This window comes from Paraburkholderia lacunae (genome assembly GCF_003353175.1).
GTDB lineage: Bacteria > Pseudomonadota > Gammaproteobacteria > Burkholderiales > Burkholderiaceae > Paraburkholderia > Paraburkholderia lacunae.
In genome coordinates this window covers 35,235-53,519 of sequence record NZ_QHKS01000038.1, presented here as the reverse complement: position 1 = coordinate 53,519, position 18,285 = coordinate 35,235, and the positions used below count along the sequence as shown (strand labels likewise).

The 18,285-nt window shown below is 61.1% G+C and carries 16 protein-coding genes and 1 pseudogene; 10 read left to right on the top strand and 7 right to left on the bottom strand.

The genetic code is table 11. The features are described 5' to 3' along the window. Positions 1–152 precede the first annotated feature (152 nt). The 3 genes from DLM46_RS34695 to DLM46_RS34685 are packed head-to-tail and all read right to left on the bottom strand — an operon-like array spanning position 153 to position 4,571. Positions 153–1,265, bottom strand: coding sequence for a lipocalin-like domain-containing protein (locus DLM46_RS34695; protein WP_115108668.1), 1,113 nt, complete (start codon positions 1,263–1,265; stop codon positions 153–155). Next, entirely contained in the window at positions 1,265–3,835 is a 2,571-nt protein-coding gene (locus DLM46_RS34690) for an FtsX-like permease family protein (RefSeq protein ID WP_115108683.1), read from the bottom strand. Before DLM46_RS34690 ends, DLM46_RS34695 begins: the two co-directional genes overlap by 1 nt. Beyond that, on the bottom strand, positions 3,825–4,571 hold the full coding sequence (locus tag DLM46_RS34685; RefSeq protein ID WP_115108665.1) for an ABC transporter ATP-binding protein: 747 nt from the start codon (positions 4,569–4,571) through the stop codon (positions 3,825–3,827). Before DLM46_RS34685 ends, DLM46_RS34690 begins: the two co-directional genes overlap by 11 nt. A gap of 555 nt (positions 4,572–5,126) precedes the next feature. Here DLM46_RS34685 and DLM46_RS34680 point away from each other — a divergent pair. The 7 genes from DLM46_RS34680 to DLM46_RS34650 all read left to right on the top strand — a co-directional run bounded on the left by DLM46_RS34680 (position 5,127) and on the right by DLM46_RS34650 (position 13,093). Next, entirely contained in the window at positions 5,127–6,683 is a 1,557-nt protein-coding gene (locus tag DLM46_RS34680) for an NADH-quinone oxidoreductase subunit M (RefSeq protein ID WP_425274041.1), read from the top strand. A gap of 343 nt (positions 6,684–7,026) precedes the next feature. Continuing rightward, positions 7,027–7,920: a ubiquinol oxidase subunit II gene (gene cyoA / locus DLM46_RS34675; protein WP_115108662.1), complete on the top strand. Its 894-nt coding sequence runs from the start codon at positions 7,027–7,029 to the stop codon at positions 7,918–7,920. A 3-nt stretch (positions 7,921–7,923) separates the two neighbouring features. Next, entirely contained in the window at positions 7,924–9,912 is a 1,989-nt protein-coding gene (cyoB, locus tag DLM46_RS34670) for a cytochrome o ubiquinol oxidase subunit I (protein ID WP_115108660.1), read from the top strand. After that, positions 9,912–10,517, top strand: coding sequence for a cytochrome o ubiquinol oxidase subunit III (cyoC, locus tag DLM46_RS34665; RefSeq protein WP_115108657.1), 606 nt, complete (start codon positions 9,912–9,914; stop codon positions 10,515–10,517). The genes cyoB and cyoC overlap by 1 nt, the downstream gene beginning before the upstream one ends. Then, entirely contained in the window at positions 10,518–10,850 is a 333-nt protein-coding gene (gene cyoD / locus DLM46_RS34660) for a cytochrome o ubiquinol oxidase subunit IV (RefSeq protein ID WP_115108654.1), read from the top strand. 332 nt (positions 10,851–11,182) lie between these two features. After that, positions 11,183–12,571 carry a cysteine--tRNA ligase gene (gene cysS / locus DLM46_RS34655; RefSeq protein ID WP_115108652.1) on the top strand — a complete coding sequence of 463 codons (1,389 nt, stop codon included), beginning with the start codon at positions 11,183–11,185 and terminating at the stop codon, positions 12,569–12,571. Between the two features lie 129 nt (positions 12,572–12,700). Continuing rightward, on the top strand, positions 12,701–13,093 hold the full coding sequence (locus tag DLM46_RS34650) for a carboxymuconolactone decarboxylase family protein (RefSeq protein ID WP_115108649.1): 393 nt from the start codon (positions 12,701–12,703) through the stop codon (positions 13,091–13,093). Positions 13,094–13,108: 15 nt separating this feature from the next. Here DLM46_RS34650 and DLM46_RS34645 read toward each other — a convergent pair whose 3' ends face one another. Beyond that, entirely contained in the window at positions 13,109–13,801 is a 693-nt protein-coding gene (locus DLM46_RS34645) for an HAD family hydrolase (RefSeq protein ID WP_115108646.1), read from the bottom strand. Positions 13,802–13,877: 76 nt separating this feature from the next. Here DLM46_RS34645 and DLM46_RS40725 point away from each other — a divergent pair. Next, positions 13,878–14,069, top strand: a pseudogene (locus tag DLM46_RS40725) (DUF1501 domain-containing protein); the annotation flags it as partial. A gap of 27 nt (positions 14,070–14,096) precedes the next feature. Here the strand turns inward: DLM46_RS40725 and DLM46_RS34635 are convergent. Both DLM46_RS34635 and DLM46_RS34630 read right to left on the bottom strand, forming a co-directional pair. Further along, positions 14,097–14,468: a BON domain-containing protein gene (locus DLM46_RS34635; protein ID WP_115108678.1), complete on the bottom strand. Its 372-nt coding sequence runs from the start codon at positions 14,466–14,468 to the stop codon at positions 14,097–14,099. Between the two features lie 242 nt (positions 14,469–14,710). After that, a complete protein-coding gene (locus DLM46_RS34630) occupies positions 14,711–14,965 on the bottom strand; it encodes a TolC family protein (RefSeq protein WP_115108643.1) in 255 nt (84 codons plus the stop codon). A 780-nt stretch (positions 14,966–15,745) separates the two neighbouring features. Between DLM46_RS34630 and DLM46_RS34625 the strand changes: the two genes are divergently transcribed. Further along, positions 15,746–16,063: a DUF4148 domain-containing protein gene (locus DLM46_RS34625; RefSeq protein WP_115108641.1), complete on the top strand. Its 318-nt coding sequence runs from the start codon at positions 15,746–15,748 to the stop codon at positions 16,061–16,063. 94 nt (positions 16,064–16,157) lie between these two features. Here DLM46_RS34625 and DLM46_RS34620 read toward each other — a convergent pair whose 3' ends face one another. Beyond that, complete coding sequence (locus DLM46_RS34620; RefSeq protein ID WP_115108639.1) at positions 16,158–17,069, bottom strand: LysR family transcriptional regulator; 912 nt, start codon at positions 17,067–17,069, stop codon at positions 16,158–16,160. A 112-nt stretch (positions 17,070–17,181) separates the two neighbouring features. On the opposite strand from DLM46_RS34620, the gene DLM46_RS34615 reads away from it, so the two are divergent. Then, positions 17,182–18,276, top strand: coding sequence for a tartrate dehydrogenase (locus tag DLM46_RS34615; protein WP_115108675.1), 1,095 nt, complete (start codon positions 17,182–17,184; stop codon positions 18,274–18,276). The last annotated feature ends 9 nt before the right edge of the window (positions 18,277–18,285 follow it).

Sequence of the window (18,285 nt, the reverse complement as noted above, 5' to 3'; positions counted from 1 at the left end):
GCCGATGATAGTGCGGATTCCCGTGTGAAAGTAGGTAATCGTCAGGCTCCCCAGCAGCAACAGAAACCCCACCCCCAAACGGTGGGGTTTCTGCGTTTACGGCGTCTAAATTCAAATTCATGCGCCTTAAAAACAGATATGAAAACAGCGATTCAGTTCTTGCCTAGTCTGAGCGCATGCGCATAGCCGGTGAGTTCCAGATAAGCGCGTCCGACAGCGACACCTTCGCGGCTCACCCGTGCCGCACCCTCCCAATACACCGCACCGGTCGACTGCCTCGAGTCGAGTTCCTGATCGTCCATCAGCGGATCGACTTGCCAGCTAAGTGCTCCGGTTTTGACTGTCATCGAAACAGGGTATGACGTGTTCGTACGCGGCGAGCGCCACGTGCGGACCGGTGTGAAATCGACCTGGCTGGGGTCGAACGTGGTGATGTGGCCATCGCGATTCCTCAACGTGGCATGTGCCCATATCGCATGTCCGTCGCGGCCGCGTATCTTGAACGCCATCAAAGCCGAGCCATCCGTCAGGTTCGCGCCGAGCCAGTCCCATCCCACTGCGTCGGCGTCAAGCAGGGTGCTCGACCATTCATGATCGAGCCATGCAGCGCCGGTGACGGCCGTCTCGTGCTTCGCTGCAGCGCTCGTCGCGGCCGGTCGGACTACGCTGCCGGCCACGCACAATTGCGGTTCGCTGTAGTAATAACTCGCCTGCTCGGGCCTGGGACCTTTGCGCGAGTACCCGCGTTCGCCTTGCACCAGGGGAGCCTGCGTCGGCGTCAGCGAGAGATGCAGCGCAAAACCGTTGGCATCGACTGTCACGTCGTAATGGCCGTCGACAGCGCGCACGATTTTCCATGCATCGAGTTTGACGTCGGTATTGTCCGGTTTGGCGTAGGCGAGTCCGAAGCCCTGGCGGGCGATGCGTTGATCGTGCGTGAGATGCCCGACGGCAGGATCGCTCAGCGCGGCGTGCGCGATGATCAATTGCGAAGGCGCAAATGCACTCGGATCGGCAGGATCGTGGCCGGTCGCCGAGCGGAAAAAAGTAATCTGGAAACCGAGCGGCCGATTATCGGGTGTAGTGAGCCAGCCGGTTGCATACCACCATTCGGTGCGAAAAGACGCATGTGCGCCACTGTCCTGAGGAAAGACGATCGGATGGCCCGGTGTGACCGCCGCAAATTCCGGCGCGGCGGCGAATACCGGCGCGTGAGTCAGAAACGCGGTGCACAGCAGTGCGCATACCTTCGGAAGCCCCCGCATCACCAATCCTCCTTCACCGCGCGCACCGCATCCACCGACACCGCGCCGCGTCCGGCGATCACTGCCGTCGAGCACGATGACACCAGCATCACTAGCGCAACCGTACCCAGCACCGGCCACGGAATGTGCAGCGACATGCTCCAGTGAAACGACTGCGGATTGACGACAAACACGAGAATCAGACTGATCGCGAATCCCAGGACGAAGCCCATCGCGATGCCGCAAGCGGTGAGCATCCCGCCTTCAAGCGCAAGAATCGCGAGGATCTGCGTGCGGGCCACGCCGACGTGCCGCAACATGCCGAACTCACGAGCTCGCGCAAGCGTTTGCGCAGAAAACGTCGCCGCCACGCCGAACAATCCGATCACGATGGCGACAGCCTCGAGAAGGTAAGTCACAGCGAAACTCCGATCGAAGATGACCAGCGTGCGCGTGCGAATCTCATCCGGTAGCGATAGATCCATCGACTCACCGAAGGGTAGCGCGCGCAACCCCGCAATCACGCGTTCGACACTCGTTCCTGCTTGAACGGTGACGGCCACGTCGGTCGCTCGATTGTCGGCGGTCAAGCGCCGATAGTCGGCAAGCCGTATCTGGATCGCGCCGGTCTGACGCACATAGTCGCGCCATACGCCGGCCACCACGAACACGTGACCGCGCTCGCCGAGCGGCAACTGCACGCGTTGGCCGAGCCTGTAACCATACAGGTCGATCATTGCTTCGGAGACCCAAACAGGTATTTCGCCGTCATGCAACGCGGAAGGAGGCAGCACCGCTCCCGTCATTTGCAGATTGGCGCCCGGATCGGCCGCATCGATTTCACGCGCAAGCACGGCGAGGTCCGGCCGCGCGGGGTCGAGCGTGAGATGCGAGATACGGGCAAACGCAGCTGTTTTGATGCCTGGTACGGACGCCAGCAGAGTCTGTTCGTCGGGCCGCAAGCCGCCGGTGTCGCTGTTTGGCGCAACGCGGACGTACAGGTCGGCGGAAAGCAGGTGGCTCAACCAGTCTTCGACGGAAACGCGGAAACTGGCCACCATGATCGCCATCGCGACGATCAGTGCGAAGCTCGACAATACCCCGCCCATTGCGATCGATGCGTGGCCCGGCGCGTTCGCGAGGCGCGCCAGCGCCAGCGTGCCGACGGCGCCGGCACGCTGGCGTGCGGCGAATGCGCGGCTCGCCGCACCGAAGATCGATGCGGTGACGCGTGGCATCAAGGCGATACCGCCCACCAGCAACAGAGCGACGGCAAGATAGCCGCCGATAGGCGCGTCGAACCAGGGTGGCAACTGCGTGAGGACGGCCGCAACAAAAAGGCACGCCAACGCGGGCCACGGCGTAGCGAGCCGCGCCAACGCGCCTTCTTCGGCGCCGGCCTTGAGCGCCGTGGCCGGCCGCGCGCGGGCGGCTTCCAATGCGGGTGCAAGGCTGCCGAGTACCGACACGGCGATGCCGAGCGTCAGAAATAGCACGCTGGCAAGCGGTTCGAAACCGACTTGCGGCTGCACGCCGGGAAAATAGCCGCCACCCAGGTCGCTGCCGAAAAACCGCAGCGCGATGCTCGCCATGACATAGCCGAGCGCGAGTCCAAGCAACGAACCCAGCAGGCCGAGCAGCGCGCCTTCCAGCAGAATCTGGCGCAACAACTGGCCGCGTGTCAGCCCGAGCACGCGTAGCATGGCAAACTGGGCGCGGCGCCGCACGACCCCTAAGGCCTGCGTCGAAAACACCAGGAAGGCGCCGGTGAAGAGCGCGACCAGCGCGAGCACGTTCATATTGATTCGATAGGCACGCGACAGACGGTCGGTGCGGCTTTCGGTGTCGCGCGTTTCGGCAATCACCCACTGGCTGCCGAGCCGCGTTTGCAGATTACGCTTGAAGCGTTCCCGATCGACGCCGCGTTCGAGTTGCAGATCGATGCGCGAGAGCTTGCCCACGCTGCTGAACTTCCATTGAGCGGTGGCGATATCCATCACCGCGAGCCGCTGGCCTGGTCGCGTTCTCAACAGGCCGCCGGCTACGCGTAAGCGCACGATCTCCGTGCCGTTGCGCAGCAACACGTCGTCGCCGATTTTTACCTTCAACCATTGTTGCGCCGCTGACGAGAGAAACACCGTGTCGGCCGCGAGCGTATCGTATGGATGATCCGGCGACGGTACACCGATCAGGTCGGGCGCGATGTGGCTTGCCTTGAAGATGTCGATGCCGAGTACGGGTAGCGGCGAGTTCTGATTCGGCACGCTGACATCGAGCGCGAGAATGGGACTGGCCAACGCCACGCCGGGCTCGTTTGACAAGCCCGGATAGACGGACTCGTCAAAGCCTGGTCGCGCGCCGCGTACCTGCAGATCGGCTTGGCCCGACAGGCTTCGAGCTGCCGCGGAGAATTCATTGAAGGCTGCGCTGTTGATGAGTTGAACGGCGTAGCCGAGCGCCACGCCGAGCGCGATCGTCACGATGGCGACCATGGCCCGCCCGCGATGGCTGCGCCACTCGGCGCCAAGCAGCCAGCGCGCGAGGATGCGGTGACCTCTCATGCGCAGCAGTGGCCTCGGCTCAGCGTGCATCATCGGCTGAAGGCGCGGTGGATTGCGAATCGGAGCGCGAACCGGACAACACGGCACGTCCCGACGCATGCAAGCCGCCGTCGCTCAGAATCAGGATGCGGTCGGCAATCGCCGCGGCCGCTTCCGAATGCGTGACCATGATCGTGGCCGCGCCGTTTGCCTTGCATTCCCCGCGGAACAGCGCGAGCACCTCGTGCGCGGTAGCGGGGTCGAGGTTGCCGGTGGGTTCGTCGGCGAGGATCAGTTTGGGGCGGTGCGCGAGCGCCCGCGCGATGGCGACGCGCTGAAGTTCACCGCCCGACAGCTGCCGCGGAAAGTCGTCGCCGCGACCACTCAAGCCCACGGCTGCGAGCATATCGAGCGCGCCGGCAGTGGGCAGCTCGTTCAATAGCAAAGGCAGGGCCACATTCTGCGCGAGCGTCAGATGGGGCAGCACGTGAAACGCCTGGAACACGAAGCCGAGTTTTTGCCGGCGCAGCCGCGTCGCCGCGTTGTCATCGAGACGGGAAACCGCGCTGCCGTCGATCATCACATCGCCGCCATCCGCGCGGTCGAGGCCCGCAATCAGATTCAGCAAAGTCGATTTGCCGACGCCCGAGTCGCCCATGATCGCGACGAATTCACCGGCCTCCAGGATGAAATCGAGTTGCGCAAGCACGATGCGGCCGCCGCCGTACGTTTTACACAGCCCGCGACACTCGAGCGCGGGAACGACACCTTCATTACGAAGCACCATGCGGTATCCGATAAGTCTGGCCGGCGAGGGCGGCGTCGCGCGACGCGAGCAAACATGTGCATCGTGCACGAGCAGCGGCCCTGAATCGCCGCAGTATATTCGGGTTGCGATTAACAGGCGCAGCAGATCCGAAAAAGAGGCGCGGCGGGAGTCGAGTCACACACCACGGCCAGAAGCTTTCAATTAGCTATCTATTAACGCAGTTTGGCCGCGCACTTCGCCAGGCGATTGTCGAAAATGCCCCGTTTCAGGGCATAACGGGCTTCCACAAACGTCGCGCCTCGCAATCCAATTGTGCGTTTGCACATTTCATCTTTTTTCGCAAGACCCAAGCTCAGTAAAGGCGCATTTCAAAAAACAACTTTTTGTCTTGATGCGCTGCAAAATTTTTTAGATAAGGGTAATCTCTTACTCCTTGCTGATTTGCCTCAAAGAAACGTCGACCAGTACCTCTCCGACCTCCTCAGCGAACCAAAGCCTTCAAATACATTTCAATGCTTTCAATTTAGAAGGCGTTGATGTGGTGTTTTGTACTTCAAGTATCGAAAAGAACACATGCGATTGCCTCCGCTTCTTAGCCTTCTAATCTGGATCCCCATTGTTGCCGGCCTGCTGGTGTTGCGCGCCGGATCAGATCAGGCGCGCGGCCGTACCCGACTGCTCGCGCTCGTCGGCGCGGTAGCGGGCTTCCTGCCGGTTATTCCGCTCGTCAGCAACTTTCGCAATGACGTGACGGCCATGCAGTTCGTCGAGAACGTCAGATGGTCGCCGACGTTCGACATCGCATGGCATGTGGGGGTGGATGGCATTTCGTTGTGGCTGGTCGCGCTGACCGCGCTCACCACCATCGTCATCGTGGTCGCCTCGTGGGAGTCGATTACCGAGCGCACCGCACAGTACTTCGGCGCGTTTCTGATGCTGTCGGGCTTCATGCAAGGCGTGTTCACATCGCTCGACGGCATGCTGTTCTTCATATCGTTCGAAGCGACGCTGATTCCACTCTACCTGCTGATCGGCACGTGGGGGCATTCGAACCGCTCGTATGCAGCGGTCAAGTTCTTCTTCGTCTCGTTCCTCGGCTCGCTGATGATGCTGATGTCGATGCTGTATCTGTATTCGCAGACGCACAGTTTCGACCTTGCGCAATGGCGTGAAACGCATCTGGGCACCATGCCGCAGGTGTTGATCTTCCTCGGCTTCCTCGCCGCGTTCGGCGTGAAGGTGCCGATGTGGCCGCTGCATACGTGGCTGCCGGATGTTCACCTCGACGGACCGACCGGCGCCGCCGTGATGATCGGCATGCTCAAGCTTGGTGGTTATGGTTTGCTGCGCTTCGCGTTGCCGATCGCGCCGCAGGCAAGTCACTTCTTCGCGCCGATGATGATCACGCTGTCGCTCATCGCGGTGATCTACTCGAGTCTGCTGGCACTCGTGCAGACCGATATGCGGCGCCTGCTCGCGTATTCGACGGTCGCGCACATGGGACTCGTCACGCTCGGCCTGTTCGTTTTCAATCGTATCGGCCAGGCCGGTGCGATCGTTCAGATGCTGTCGTACGGCGTCGTGTCGGGCGCGATGCTGCTGTGCACGGGCATGCTCTACGACCGCACGCAAACGGCATCGATCGCCGAGTACGGCGGCGTTGCCAACACCATGCCGAAATTCGCTTCGTTCGTGATGCTGTTCTCGATGGCCAATATCGGCTTGCCCGGCACCTCGGGTTTTGTCGGCGAATTCATGGTGCTGATGGGCGCGATCCGTTTCAATTTCTGGATCGGCGCACTCGCCGCGACGACCTTGATTCTGAGCGCGGCCTACACGTTGTGGATGTACAAGCGCGTAATCTTTGGCGCCATCGCGAATGTCCGCGTTGCGAAGCTGAAGGATCTCGGCAAACGCGAGTTCGTTTTGCTCGGCGCAATGGCATTGCTGGTGCTGGCGATCGGCCTCGATCCCAAGCCGTTCACCGACGCGATCGATCCGTCGGTCGGCACGCTGCTCGCGCAAGCGGAGCGCAGCACCGCACATCCTTCGGAGTCCGCACCGGCTGATGGCAGCGATCATTTGCAAGCGGCCGCGCCGGCTGTCGCCGCCGCCCGCTCACCGGGCTGATCGCACCGCAATACTCCCGACACATCGAGCGCTGCGTTCCTGTCAAGGACGTGGCGTTTTTGCGCCACACCTGCGCGCTGTTGAACATCGCGCAAACAAGGCGAGTGTGACGTTTTAGCCCTTGTTTAAAGGTGTTTTTCGATGAATGGGCTCCGCAATGGAGCCTCGCGAATCATCACGCGCGCGATGCCGTGCGGCAACGTGTCGCACAGTGTTGCGACGTAATAGATCGTTGCTAAATCGAATGTTTACATCCATTTAACGTCCCCCTATTATGCGACCGCTTACTCATGGAGAGCGGTCGAATGACGTTCGTTGAAGTCTTAAAGAAAAGGCAACGGATATGAAAGGAAAGACTCTGCGAGGGTCGATCAGTTTTCTGTCCGCCAGCCTGGTGTTGTTGCTCTCGGGTTGCAGCAACCTCGATATATTGAATCCGAAGGGGAGTGTGGGTCTGGCCGAACGTGAGCTGATTGCCACGTCGACCTGGGCCATGCTGATCGTTGTCATTCCGGTCATCGCGCTCACACTGCTGTTCGCGTGGCGTTATCGCGCTTCGAACAGGAGCGCCGAGTACCGTCCGGGCTGGACGCATTCGACCGGCATCGAAATCGCCGTCTGGCTGATCCCGAGTCTGATCATTCTGTTTCTTGCCGTGCTGACGTGGAAGAGCACGCATGAGCTCGATCCTTACCGTCCGCTCGAATCGCAAGTGAAGCCGATCAATGTCGAGGTCGTTGCGCTCGACTGGAAGTGGCTCTTCATCTACCCCGATCTGGGCATCGCGTCGGTCAATCAGCTGGCATTCCCGGTCGGCACACCGGTGAACTTCGTCATCACGTCCGACACGGTGATGAACTCGTTCTTCATTCCGCAGCTTGGCGGGCAGATCTACGCGATGGCCGGCATGCAGACGCGTTTGCATCTGATCGCCGACGAGGCCGGCAACTACGCGGGCACCTCGGCGAATTTCAGCGGCAAGGGTTTCTCGGACATGAAGTTCCGCGCGCTCGCCACGTCGCCCGAAGAGTTCAATGCGTGGGTCGCCAAGGTGCGCGCCTCGTCGGAGCGTCTCGACATGGACCGCTATCACACGGTATCGGCGCCCACGGAGAAGGAACCGGTCAGGTACTTCTCGTCGGTCGATCCGAAGCTGTTTCACAACATCATTGCCCGATACAACAACGGCAACGTCCTCGACAACATGAAGGACGCCAACTGTGGACCCAAGGGGTAACGTATGTTCGGAAAACTTACTCTCGACGCGATTCCATACCATGAGCCGATCATCGTCGGCGCGGGCTGCTTCATGGCGCTCGTCGCGCTGGCCGTGCTCGGCACGGTCACGTACCTCGGCAAGTGGCGCTATCTGTGGACGGAGTGGCTGACCACCGTCGACCACAAGAAGCTCGGCATCATGTACATCATCGTTGCGATGATCATGCTGCTGCGCGGATTCTCGGACGCGATCATGATGCGTCTGCAACTCGCGCTCGCTTATCTCAACCCGGGCTATTTGCCGCCGCATCACTACGATCAGGTGTTCACGGCGCACGGCGTCATCATGATTTTCTTCATGGCGATGGCGTTCATGATCGGCCTGATGAACCTGATCGTGCCGTTGCAGATCGGCGCGCGCGACGTCGCGTTCCCGTTCATCAACTCGCTCAGTTTCTGGATGACCGCGGTCAGCGCGATCCTGATCAATGTGTCGCTGGTGATCGGCGAGTTCGCGCAAACCGGCTGGCTGGCTTATCCGCCGTTGTCCGAGTTGCAATTCAGTCCGGGTGTCGGGGTCGACTATTACCTGTGGAGTTTGCAGCTCTCCGGGATCGGCACGCTGCTCACCGGCGTCAATTTCTTCGCGACGATCGTGAAGATGCGCGCGCCGGGCATGACCTTCATGAAGATGCCGGTGTTCACCTGGACGGCTTTGTGCACCAACGTGCTGATCATGGCGTCGTTCCCGATCCTGACCGTGACGCTCGCGCTGCTCGGTCTCGACCGCTACCTCGGCATGCACTTCTTCACGAACGACGGCGGCGGTAACGCCATGCTGTATCTGAACCTGATCTGGGCGTGGGGTCACCCCGAGGTGTACATCCTGATCCTGCCGGCGTTCGGTATTTTCTCGGAAGTCGTGGCGACCTTCGCCAGGAAGCCGCTGTTCGGTTACAAGACGATGGTGTGGGCGACTTGCGCGATCATGGTGTTGTCGTTCCTCGTCTGGTTGCACCACTTCTTCACGATGGGTTCAGGTGCCGACGTCAACGCCTTCTTCGGTATCGCGACGATGGTGATCGCGATTCCAACCGGCGTGAAGGTGTTCAACTGGTTGTTCACGATCTACAAGGGGCGGCTGGAATTCACCACGCCGATTCTGTGGACGATCGGCTTCATGATCACGTTCACGATCGGCGGCATGACCGGCGTGATGATGGCGATTCCGGGCGCGGACTTCGTGCTGCACAACAGCCTGTTCCTGATCGCTCACTTTCACAATGTGATCATCGGTGGCGTGCTGTTCGGTTACCTCGCGGGCTTCAACTACTGGTTCCCGAAAGCATTCGGTTTCAAGCTCAACGAAAAGCTCGGCAAGGCCGCGTTCTGGTTCTGGCAAGGCGGCTTCTATGTCGCATTCCTGCCGCTCTATGTGCTGGGCTTCATGGGCATGACGCGCCGTCTGAATCACTACGACAACCCGGCATGGCATCCGTGGCTGGTGCTCGCTGCCTTCGGCGCGGCGCTGATCGCCATCGGTATCGGCTGCCAGCTGGTGCAGCTGTACGTCAGTATTCGCGACCGCAATCTGCCGCAGAATCGCGACGTCACGGGCGATCCGTGGAATGGTCACACGCTGGAATGGGCGACCAGCTCGCCGCCGCCGGTCTATAACTTCGCGATCGTTCCGACGGTGCGCAAGCTCGACGCATTCACGGATATGAAGGCCCGCAAGGCGAATCAAGCCGAGCCGGTGTATCGCGACATTCATATGCCGTCGAATACCTCCGCTGGTCTGCTGGTGGGGCTGTTCTCCCTGGTGCTGGGTTTCGCCGGTGTCTGGCACATCTGGTGGCTGGCGATCGTGGGTCTAGTCGGCGCGATCGGCACGGTCATCGTCTACAGCTTCATGGATAACGACGGCTATTACATCCCGGCCGACACCGTCGCGCTGATTGAAGAGAAACGCGCCGGTGCCGGTGCCCACGTCGCGATGGAGGTGGACTGATGTTACAAAAGACTATTGCGGTCCAACCGCAACTCGCGCCGGATCATGTGCCGTCGCAATCGGTATTCGGTTTCTGGCTCTACCTGATGACCGACTGCATCATCTTCGCGGCGCTGTTCGCCGTGTTCGCGGTGATGGGGCAGCAGTTCGCGGGCGGTCCGAGCGGTAAGGATCTGTTCGAGATTCCCGGCGTCGCGCTCGAAACGACGATGCTGCTGCTGAGCAGCATCACGTACGGCTTTGCGATGCTGGGTGCTCACAAGAACAGAAAAGGCGTGCTGCTTTTCTGGCTCGCTGTGACCTTCCTGCTGGGTCTCGCGTTTCTCGTGCTGGAAATGCGCGAGTTCTCGCATCTGATTTCGCTGGGCGCAGGTCCGAGCCGCAGCGCGTTCCTGTCGTCGTTCTTCACGCTGGTCGGCACGCACGGTTTGCACGTCACATGCGGTCTGATCTGGATGACGGTGCTTGCCGTTCAGGTGATGCGTCATCGCGATCTGACCGAACGCGAGATGATTCGCCTGACCTGTCTGAGCCTTTTCTGGCACTTTCTGGACGTCGTCTGGATCGGCGTCTTCACCTTTGTCTATCTTGCGAGCGTGATCTAAATGGACCGTAGCCATAACGCACACTCGGGTGAAAGTCACGGCAGTATCGGCAGCTATACGACGGGCTTCATTCTTTCCGTCGTACTGACCGCTGCGGCGTTCGGCCTCGTCCTCACCGGGACTTTGACCGGCGAGAACGCCTTGCTCGCGATCGCGGGCCTCGCGTTCGTGCAGATCGTCGTGCACCTGACTTTCTTCCTGCACATGAACGCGTCGTCGACACAGAGGTGGAACGTCATGGCGTTCGGCTTCACGGTGCTGACCGCGGTGATCCTGATTGTCGGCTCGTTGTGGATCATGCATAACGTCAGCATGCACATGATGTCGCGTTAAGCGAAAGCCGTTGTTAAGCAAAGTCCCGTCAGGCGAAAGTCCGGCGGGGCTTTTTTTCGCTCGATTCGCTCGAAGGCACGCACGCGTTCAGAATACGCGGCGCTCCGCATTGACCCGCCCGGAAACACGCGCTAGCATCGTTTCCATGAACGCTCCTATCCTTTCCCGTTTGCATTCCATGCACGCATGCTGTTGCAGCCTGCCAAGGGGAGCTTGCGTCTAGCGAGTCGATCATCTGTATACGTTCATGTCCCTGAGGCCACCCGTCGTTAGACCGGTGGCTTTTTTGTTTCGCCGTTTGTTTTAGTGCGACCAACGCCACGGGAATTCAAATGCCGCTTGCCTTATATGACACCTGGTCGCGCACCACACGCGCTTTCACGCCAATCAATCCGGATTACGTGGGCCTCTATTGCTGCGGCCCGACGGTGTACGACCACGCGCATATCGGCAATCTTCGGACCTATGTGTTCGAGGATGTGCTGCGGCGCGTGCTGGCGTTCAACGGCTACGCCGTGCGGCACGTCGTCAATATCACCGACGTCGGCCACCTCGTCTCCGATGCCGACGAAGGCGAAGACAAAATGGAGAAGGGCAGTCGGCGCTCCGGCGAATCGGCATGGGCGATCGCCGAGCGATATGCCGCGGCCTTCATGAACGACTGGCGGGCGCTCAACCTGCTGGAGCCTGCTGTCTGGTGCCGCGCGACCGATCACATCGCCGAACAGATCGCCTTCATCGCCGAACTGGAACGCAACGGCTACACGTATCGAACTTCCGATGGCGTCTATTTCGACACGAGCAAACAGGACGACTACGGCTTTCTGGCGCGTCTTTATGTGGCTGGCCTGCAGGCCGGTAAGCGCGTTGCGATAGGCGAGAAACTGCGCGCTACGGACTTCGCGCTATGGAAATTCAGTCCATCCGATGCGACGCGGCAAATGGAATGGGACAGTCCGTGGGGGCGCGGCTTTCCGGGTTGGCATATCGAATGCTCGGCGATGTCGGAGAAATATCTTGGCCCATGGTTCGATATTCATTGCGGCGGCGAAGACCATATCGCCGTCCATCACAGCAATGAAATTGCGCAGACGCAGGCGCGCCACGGCACACGTCTGGCGAACTTCTGGATGCATGGCCATTTCCTGATGCTCGATGCCGGCAAGATGTCGAAGTCGGCTGGCGACTTCGTACGCTTGCAGACGTTGATCGATCGCGGCATCGATCCGCTGGCGTATCGCTATTTATGCCTGACGGCTCACTACCGGAGTACTTTGCGCTTCAACGCGGACGCGGCCGATGCCGCGCATGCCGCTTTGGATCGTTTGCGTAGAATCTACGCGCAGTGGCCGGAAGCGGGCACACCCGATGCGCATTTCGTGGCCCGCTTCAAGGCCGAGGTCGATCAGGATCTGAATTTGCCGCGCGCGCTTGCTGTGCTGTGGGAGCTCGTCAAATGCGATCTGCCGGCGGCGACACGGCGGGCCACGGTCGATTGCTTCGATGCCGTGCTCGGCTTGCGGCTCGCGGACTGGAAGGCGGGTACGTATGCCATTCCCGCGGATATCGCGCTGCTCGCCGGGCAGCGCGACAAGGCCCGGGCCGGCAAGGAATGGGGCGAGGCCGACCGACTGCGCGAGGTATTGAAGGCGGCCGGGTGGCATGTTGAAGACAGCGCAAGCGGACAGTTGCTGCGTCCGCTCGATAAGACCAGATTGTGAGCGTCAGCGTGGTGACGCCGGCTTTTTTCAGGTGCGGCACTTCAGTTGCCGCACTTCAATTGCCGCAAAGTAGGCAGTAACGTGCCATCCGCACATGATTCGCCGATTCCCGTTAGCCCAGGAGGACGTATGAGCCGCATTCAACCCATCGAATATTCAGCAGCTGCACCCGAAGTCAAAGCCGTGTACGACGACATCAAAGAGACCCGCCATGTCGACGACGTCAACAACTTCTGGAAGTTCATCGCCAACCATCCGCCGACGCTGGCTCGCACGTGGGACAGTTTGAAGGATGTCATGGCGCCGGGCGCGCTCGATCCGCTGATCAAGGAATTGCTTTACGTCGCGGTGAGCGTGACGAACAACTGTGGCTACTGCGTCGCCAGTCATACGGCCGCGGCACGCCGCGCAGGCATGACCGACGAGATGTTCGGCGAACTGCTGGCGGTGGTTGGAATGGCGAACGAGACCAACCGGCTCGCGGTGGGCTATCGCGTCCCGATCGATCCCGCGTTCGAGTAACGATAGCCCGCAGCTTCAATGCTGCGCGCCGCGCCATTCATTCAATAGGGCGGGTAGTTCCGCCATGTCCTGAAACACGTGAACCGCGCCGGCGCCATGCAGTGCGGTTGCGCTGCTATGGCCCAGTTCCCGCGGGCAGTATCCGAACACCGTGGCGCCGGCCGCCACACCCGCGGTGGCGCCCGTCACGGTATCTTCCACGACCGCGCAGCGTTTCGGGTCCACGCCCAATGCAACGGCCGCCGCCAGATAGACATCGGGAAACGGCTTGCTGCGAGGCGTTTCGTGACCGCTGAAGATGCGCCCTTCGAAGCAATCGAGGAGGCCGGCCTTCGTCAGTTGCAGTTCCACTTTGATCCGGTCGGCACCCGATGCCACCGCGATGCGCCCGTCGAGTGCCGTGTGCAGCGCGTGTACTGCGGCGGCCGCGCCTGGAATCGCCACCAGTTCCCGGTCGAGCGCGGCGTTGCGGCGCTCGCGAAATTGCATGAGCCATTCCGTGGTGATCGCGAAACCGGTTCGCGCTTCGATTAGCGGTGCTTCGTCCTTGACGGCTTTGCCGACGAAAATACGCATTGTCTCTTCGACGCTCAGGCGCCAGCCCAGCTCGCCGAGCATCTCGGTCAGCACGCGGTTGGTGATGGGTTCAGAGTCGACGAGCACGCCGTCGCAGTCGAAGAGTACGGCGTCGAAAGGGAAATCGGCCATGTGGCGGGGGGAGACGGATAGAGGTTTGCGGAAACGTGAAGGATACCGCACCGGCACGCGCAGTACGGTGGAGCTGGTTAAGGGTGGAGCGGTGGCGGGAGGGCGCGGGCTCGCCGACTGGCCCGGGCTTAAAACCGGCGACCTCCACGAAGCAAGCGACCTGAAGCCGACCATGTCGCTCGATGCATTGATCGCCGGCATCACGAGCGAGACCTTCGGGCTGGATCCTCAGCGCTTGGCAAGAGCGCTGTTCGTGGAGGTCCAGCCGCCGACGCGGCTCGTGAATGTGTGGTTTTTAACCCCCGCCGCCGCCATTAGGCGCCCCAATAGTCAGCTTGTTGTTCACCGACTTCACGCCGGCGACACTCTTGGTGACTTCCTCCGCCTTTGGAATCTGCGCCCCATCGGGCACCGTCCCAGTCAAAGTCACCGCGCCGCCACGCGCCCGGACAAACACGTTCGACACATCGAAACCCTGCGCTTTCGCCAAAGCCTTACGCACGTCCAGACCCAGCTTGCGGTCCATCTTTTTGGTCGCTTTCGCACCGGCAGCAGGTGCGGCCATATCGGGAGCCGCCATCGCATCGCTTGCCTGGGCATAGGCGCTGGACGCCACCGCCACGCACAACGCGATGCCGAGTGCTTTCAAAAGGTTGACTGTTTTCACGGTTTCTCCATTCCTCGAAAAATTGATTTCGCATCGTTGCATGAAAAAAACCACGCGCCGGCGAGCGATGCACCGCCCGCGAGGAGCCCGCTGTCTTATAGAAGATTGACGTTGTGAAGCTCCCAGCGCGCTTAAACAATACTCCAGCAAACGCCCTGGTGTTGAAAAAAACTGCGTGAAACACGGATGCTCCGCAGTGCCGACCGATCTCACCAACTTGCGAAATACGACCGTGCATACCACTACCGCGCGGAGTCCTCGGCGACCGCGGCGTGTTGATCCTCCCGCTCCGGCATCTGCCAGCCTCCGCCGAGCGACTTGTAGAGCGTGACGAGCGCAAGCGCCTCGTCGCGATCGGTCTGTGCGAGCTTATCGTCGGCGGCATAGAGCGAGCGCTCGGCGTCGAGCACGGGCAGGAAGTCGGCGAGCCCCTGTCGATGCCGTACAGCGTGACGCTGCTTTGCGCATTGGCGTTCGGGGCCGATCCCAATGCGCACGCACCCACTAATCCGAGAATGACTCCAACCCGATTGCGATGACTTGCCGACATGCTTCGTGTCTCCTTGTCTATTGGAATCGATTGAACTGGCGAAGTGATGCTGTCCTGCACGATCCTTGCGATCTGCTGCGCATTGCAATTTCAACAGGCCATACCGGGCCCTCGCACGCTGATAAGGCATGCGAAATATTGTGTCTACTGGTTGACTCCTGAATGCGGTTGGCCGGCTGTTTTTCTCCCGATCGCGCGACCCACCCGGCGCCGCAATGAGTTCGTCGATCGGCGTGCTTGGGCACAGAATGCAGGTGCAATTTGGCACGACCGTTCGTTCTATGTCAGTGGGGAAAATCGCGCAATTGGACTGCAATGCAGACCAAGACGCGGAAAACACCTGGCTCTTTTATCCGCAAGGAATATGGCCTGTAAGGCCTTGTAATTGAAGGGTTAGGCGAATTGGAACGACGTCGGTTCCGGCTCGGGATGGCACGTCTGGAGGTTCTGCATTGCAGAACTGAGGCAAGTATTGCTGGCTGCTAACGGGGGGAACGACGCAGCTGTTTGCGACCCCGCGTTGGACCACGGCGCGGAGCGCTGCCGATGGCTGAGAATTCGCCGCGGCCGCCGCAGTCAACGACTGCCGCGCCTTCAGCCCAGCAAAATTCATTTGGCTGTAAGCTTCTCTCCAGCGAACGTGAGATGCATTGTCCGCGTTCGTTGTCGTACGAAGATCTGCAGAAAAGCTTCACCACCTTTGCCAACTATCCGGAGGGGATATCAGATGAAGTTCTTTGCCATGAAAAGAGTCATGCTTGGGCTTGCAGTCACTGCCATGGTCGCAGGGAGCATCCCGCTCGCTGCCGCTCAAGGCGCAAGCGACAGTACAGCCGAGGTTGCCAAACCCGCCATGGCGAGCAGCGCGAAGCCAACCAAGGCAGAGCGCAAAGCGGCTCGCAAACAGGCCCGCGCGAAGAAAAACGCTGAGCTGAAGAAACTGGAGGACGCAGGCTATCAGCCGGGCAGGAACGACCCGAACTATCCGACCGATCTGCAGAATGCGCAGAAGAAGGCCGGGATCGGGGCTGGCGCGAGTCAGTAACGAAGGCGGCGGCCGCGCGCCGCGGAATATGACGCGCGCGGCCGCCGGTCCGGAATCAGGCCGGGCGTTGCCGCCCGCCTGAATTAATCAGCGCTCAACGCGCGCCGAGCGTTTCTATCAGCATATCGACGAACGCCTTGACCCGCGCGGTCATCTGTAGCTGTTGCGGATACACGGCGTAGATATCCGCTCCCGGCGTACGGTATTCCGGCAGTACATGGATCAGGCGTCCATCGGCCAGATACTCGGCAATGTCCCATTCGGCTCGCATCAGAATGCCGTGTCCGTCCAACGCCCACTTCACGGCGATTTCGCCGTCGTTGGTGGTCAGATTGCCGCGCACGCGCACCGTCTCGGTCTTTTCGGCCGCGCCTCGTCCGCTTGTCAGCCGCCATAGCCCGTAGCCGTCGCCGCCTTGTCGAATGCCGATGCAGTTGTGCTGCGATAACTCCGCCGGGTTGCGCGGCGCACGCCGCTTCGCAAAATAAGCCGGTGCAGCGCAAAGGAGCCGCCGGTTCGGCGCCACTCTGCGCGCGATCACTCGCGCATCCGGCGGCTCGCCGAAACGCACGCAGACGTCGAAGGTGTCGTCGCTGAGCGGCGGCGGATCGACGGACAACTGCAACTGTACGTCCACCTCCGGAAAGCGCCGCACAAACTTCGATATCAGCGGGGCCACGTGACTGCGGCCGAATCCGAGCGTCGCATTGACTCGCAACAGGCCCTTCGGCGCCGCCTGCGAACCTGCCAGCAACTGTGCAAGGTCGTCCATCTCGCCGAGGATGCGCCGCGCGCGAGCGAGGTATAGCTCGCCCTCCGGGGTGAGGCTCATACGCCGCGTCGTCCGGTTGACGAGCGACACCCCGGCACGTGATTCCATCTGCGCCAGATGCTTGCTCACTGCCGCTGTGCTCAGGCCGAGTTCGCGCGCGGCGGCTGTCAGGCTGCCGCTAGCGGCCAGCGTGGAGAAAAAGGCGAGGTCGTCCGGTTGTATCGACGAAGTCATTGGCACAATCGATTGTAAACTTCAGGTTAAGGATGCTTTGAGTCTAGCAGCGTTTTCATGCCGCTTCCTCGCTCTACGATGCGGCCATACGTTCAACATCATGGAGACGCCAGTGAAGACCTATCGCATCGCAACCATTCCCGGCGACGGCATCGGCAAGGAAGTCGTGCCGGCGGGCCAGCGAGTGCTCGAAGCAATCGCCGCGCGAAGCGACGGCTTGAAGTTCGAATTCGAAAATTTCCCTTGGGGCGGCGACTACCACCGGCAGCACGGCGTGATGATGCCGGCCGACGGTCTGGACGCCATCCGCGACAAGGACGCGATTCTGTTCGGCTCGGCGGGCGATCCGCACATTCCGGACCACGTGACGCTGTGGGGGTTGCGCCTGAAGATCTGTCAGGGCTTCGACCAGTATGCCAATGTGCGCCCGACCCGCATCCTGCCGGGTATCGACGCGCCGCTCAAGCGCTGTGGCCCGAAGGATCTCGATTGGGTCATCGTCCGCGAGAATTCGGAGGGCGAATATTCCGGCGTGGGCGGGCGCGCGCACCAGGGCCATCCCATCGAAGTCGCCACCGATGTCTCGATGATGACCCGAGCGGGCGTCGAGCGGATTCTTCGTTTCGCGTTCGGTCTTGCGCAATCGCGGCCACGCAAGCTGCTGACGGTGATTACCAAGAGCAATGCCCAGCGCCACGCGATGGTCATGTGGGATGAGATCGCGCTGGAAGTATCGAAAGAGTTTCCCGACGTCCAATGGGACAAGGAGCTCGTCGACGCCGCGACCGCGCGCATGGTCAATCGGCCCGCGACACTCGACACCATCGTGGCGACCAATCTGCATGCGGATATCCTGAGCGACCTCGCTGCGGCGCTCGCCGGCAGCCTCGGTATCGCGCCGACTGCGAACCTGGACCCCGAGCGCCGCTATCCGTCGATGTTCGAGCCGATTCACGGCTCCGCCTTCGACATCATGGGCAAGGGCCTCGCCAATCCGGTCGGCACGTTCTGGTCGGTCGTGATGATGCTCGAGCATCTCGGCGAGGGCGCCGCCGCGCGCGAGTTGATGGATGCAATCGAACGCATCACGGCCAACCCCGCGCTGCACACCGGCGACCTCGGCGGCAAGGCCACCACGGCACAGGTGACGGATGCCGTGTGCGCGATCCTCGCGGCCGATTCGGCAGTCAAGTTCCAGGCAGCCTGAACGCCGGGC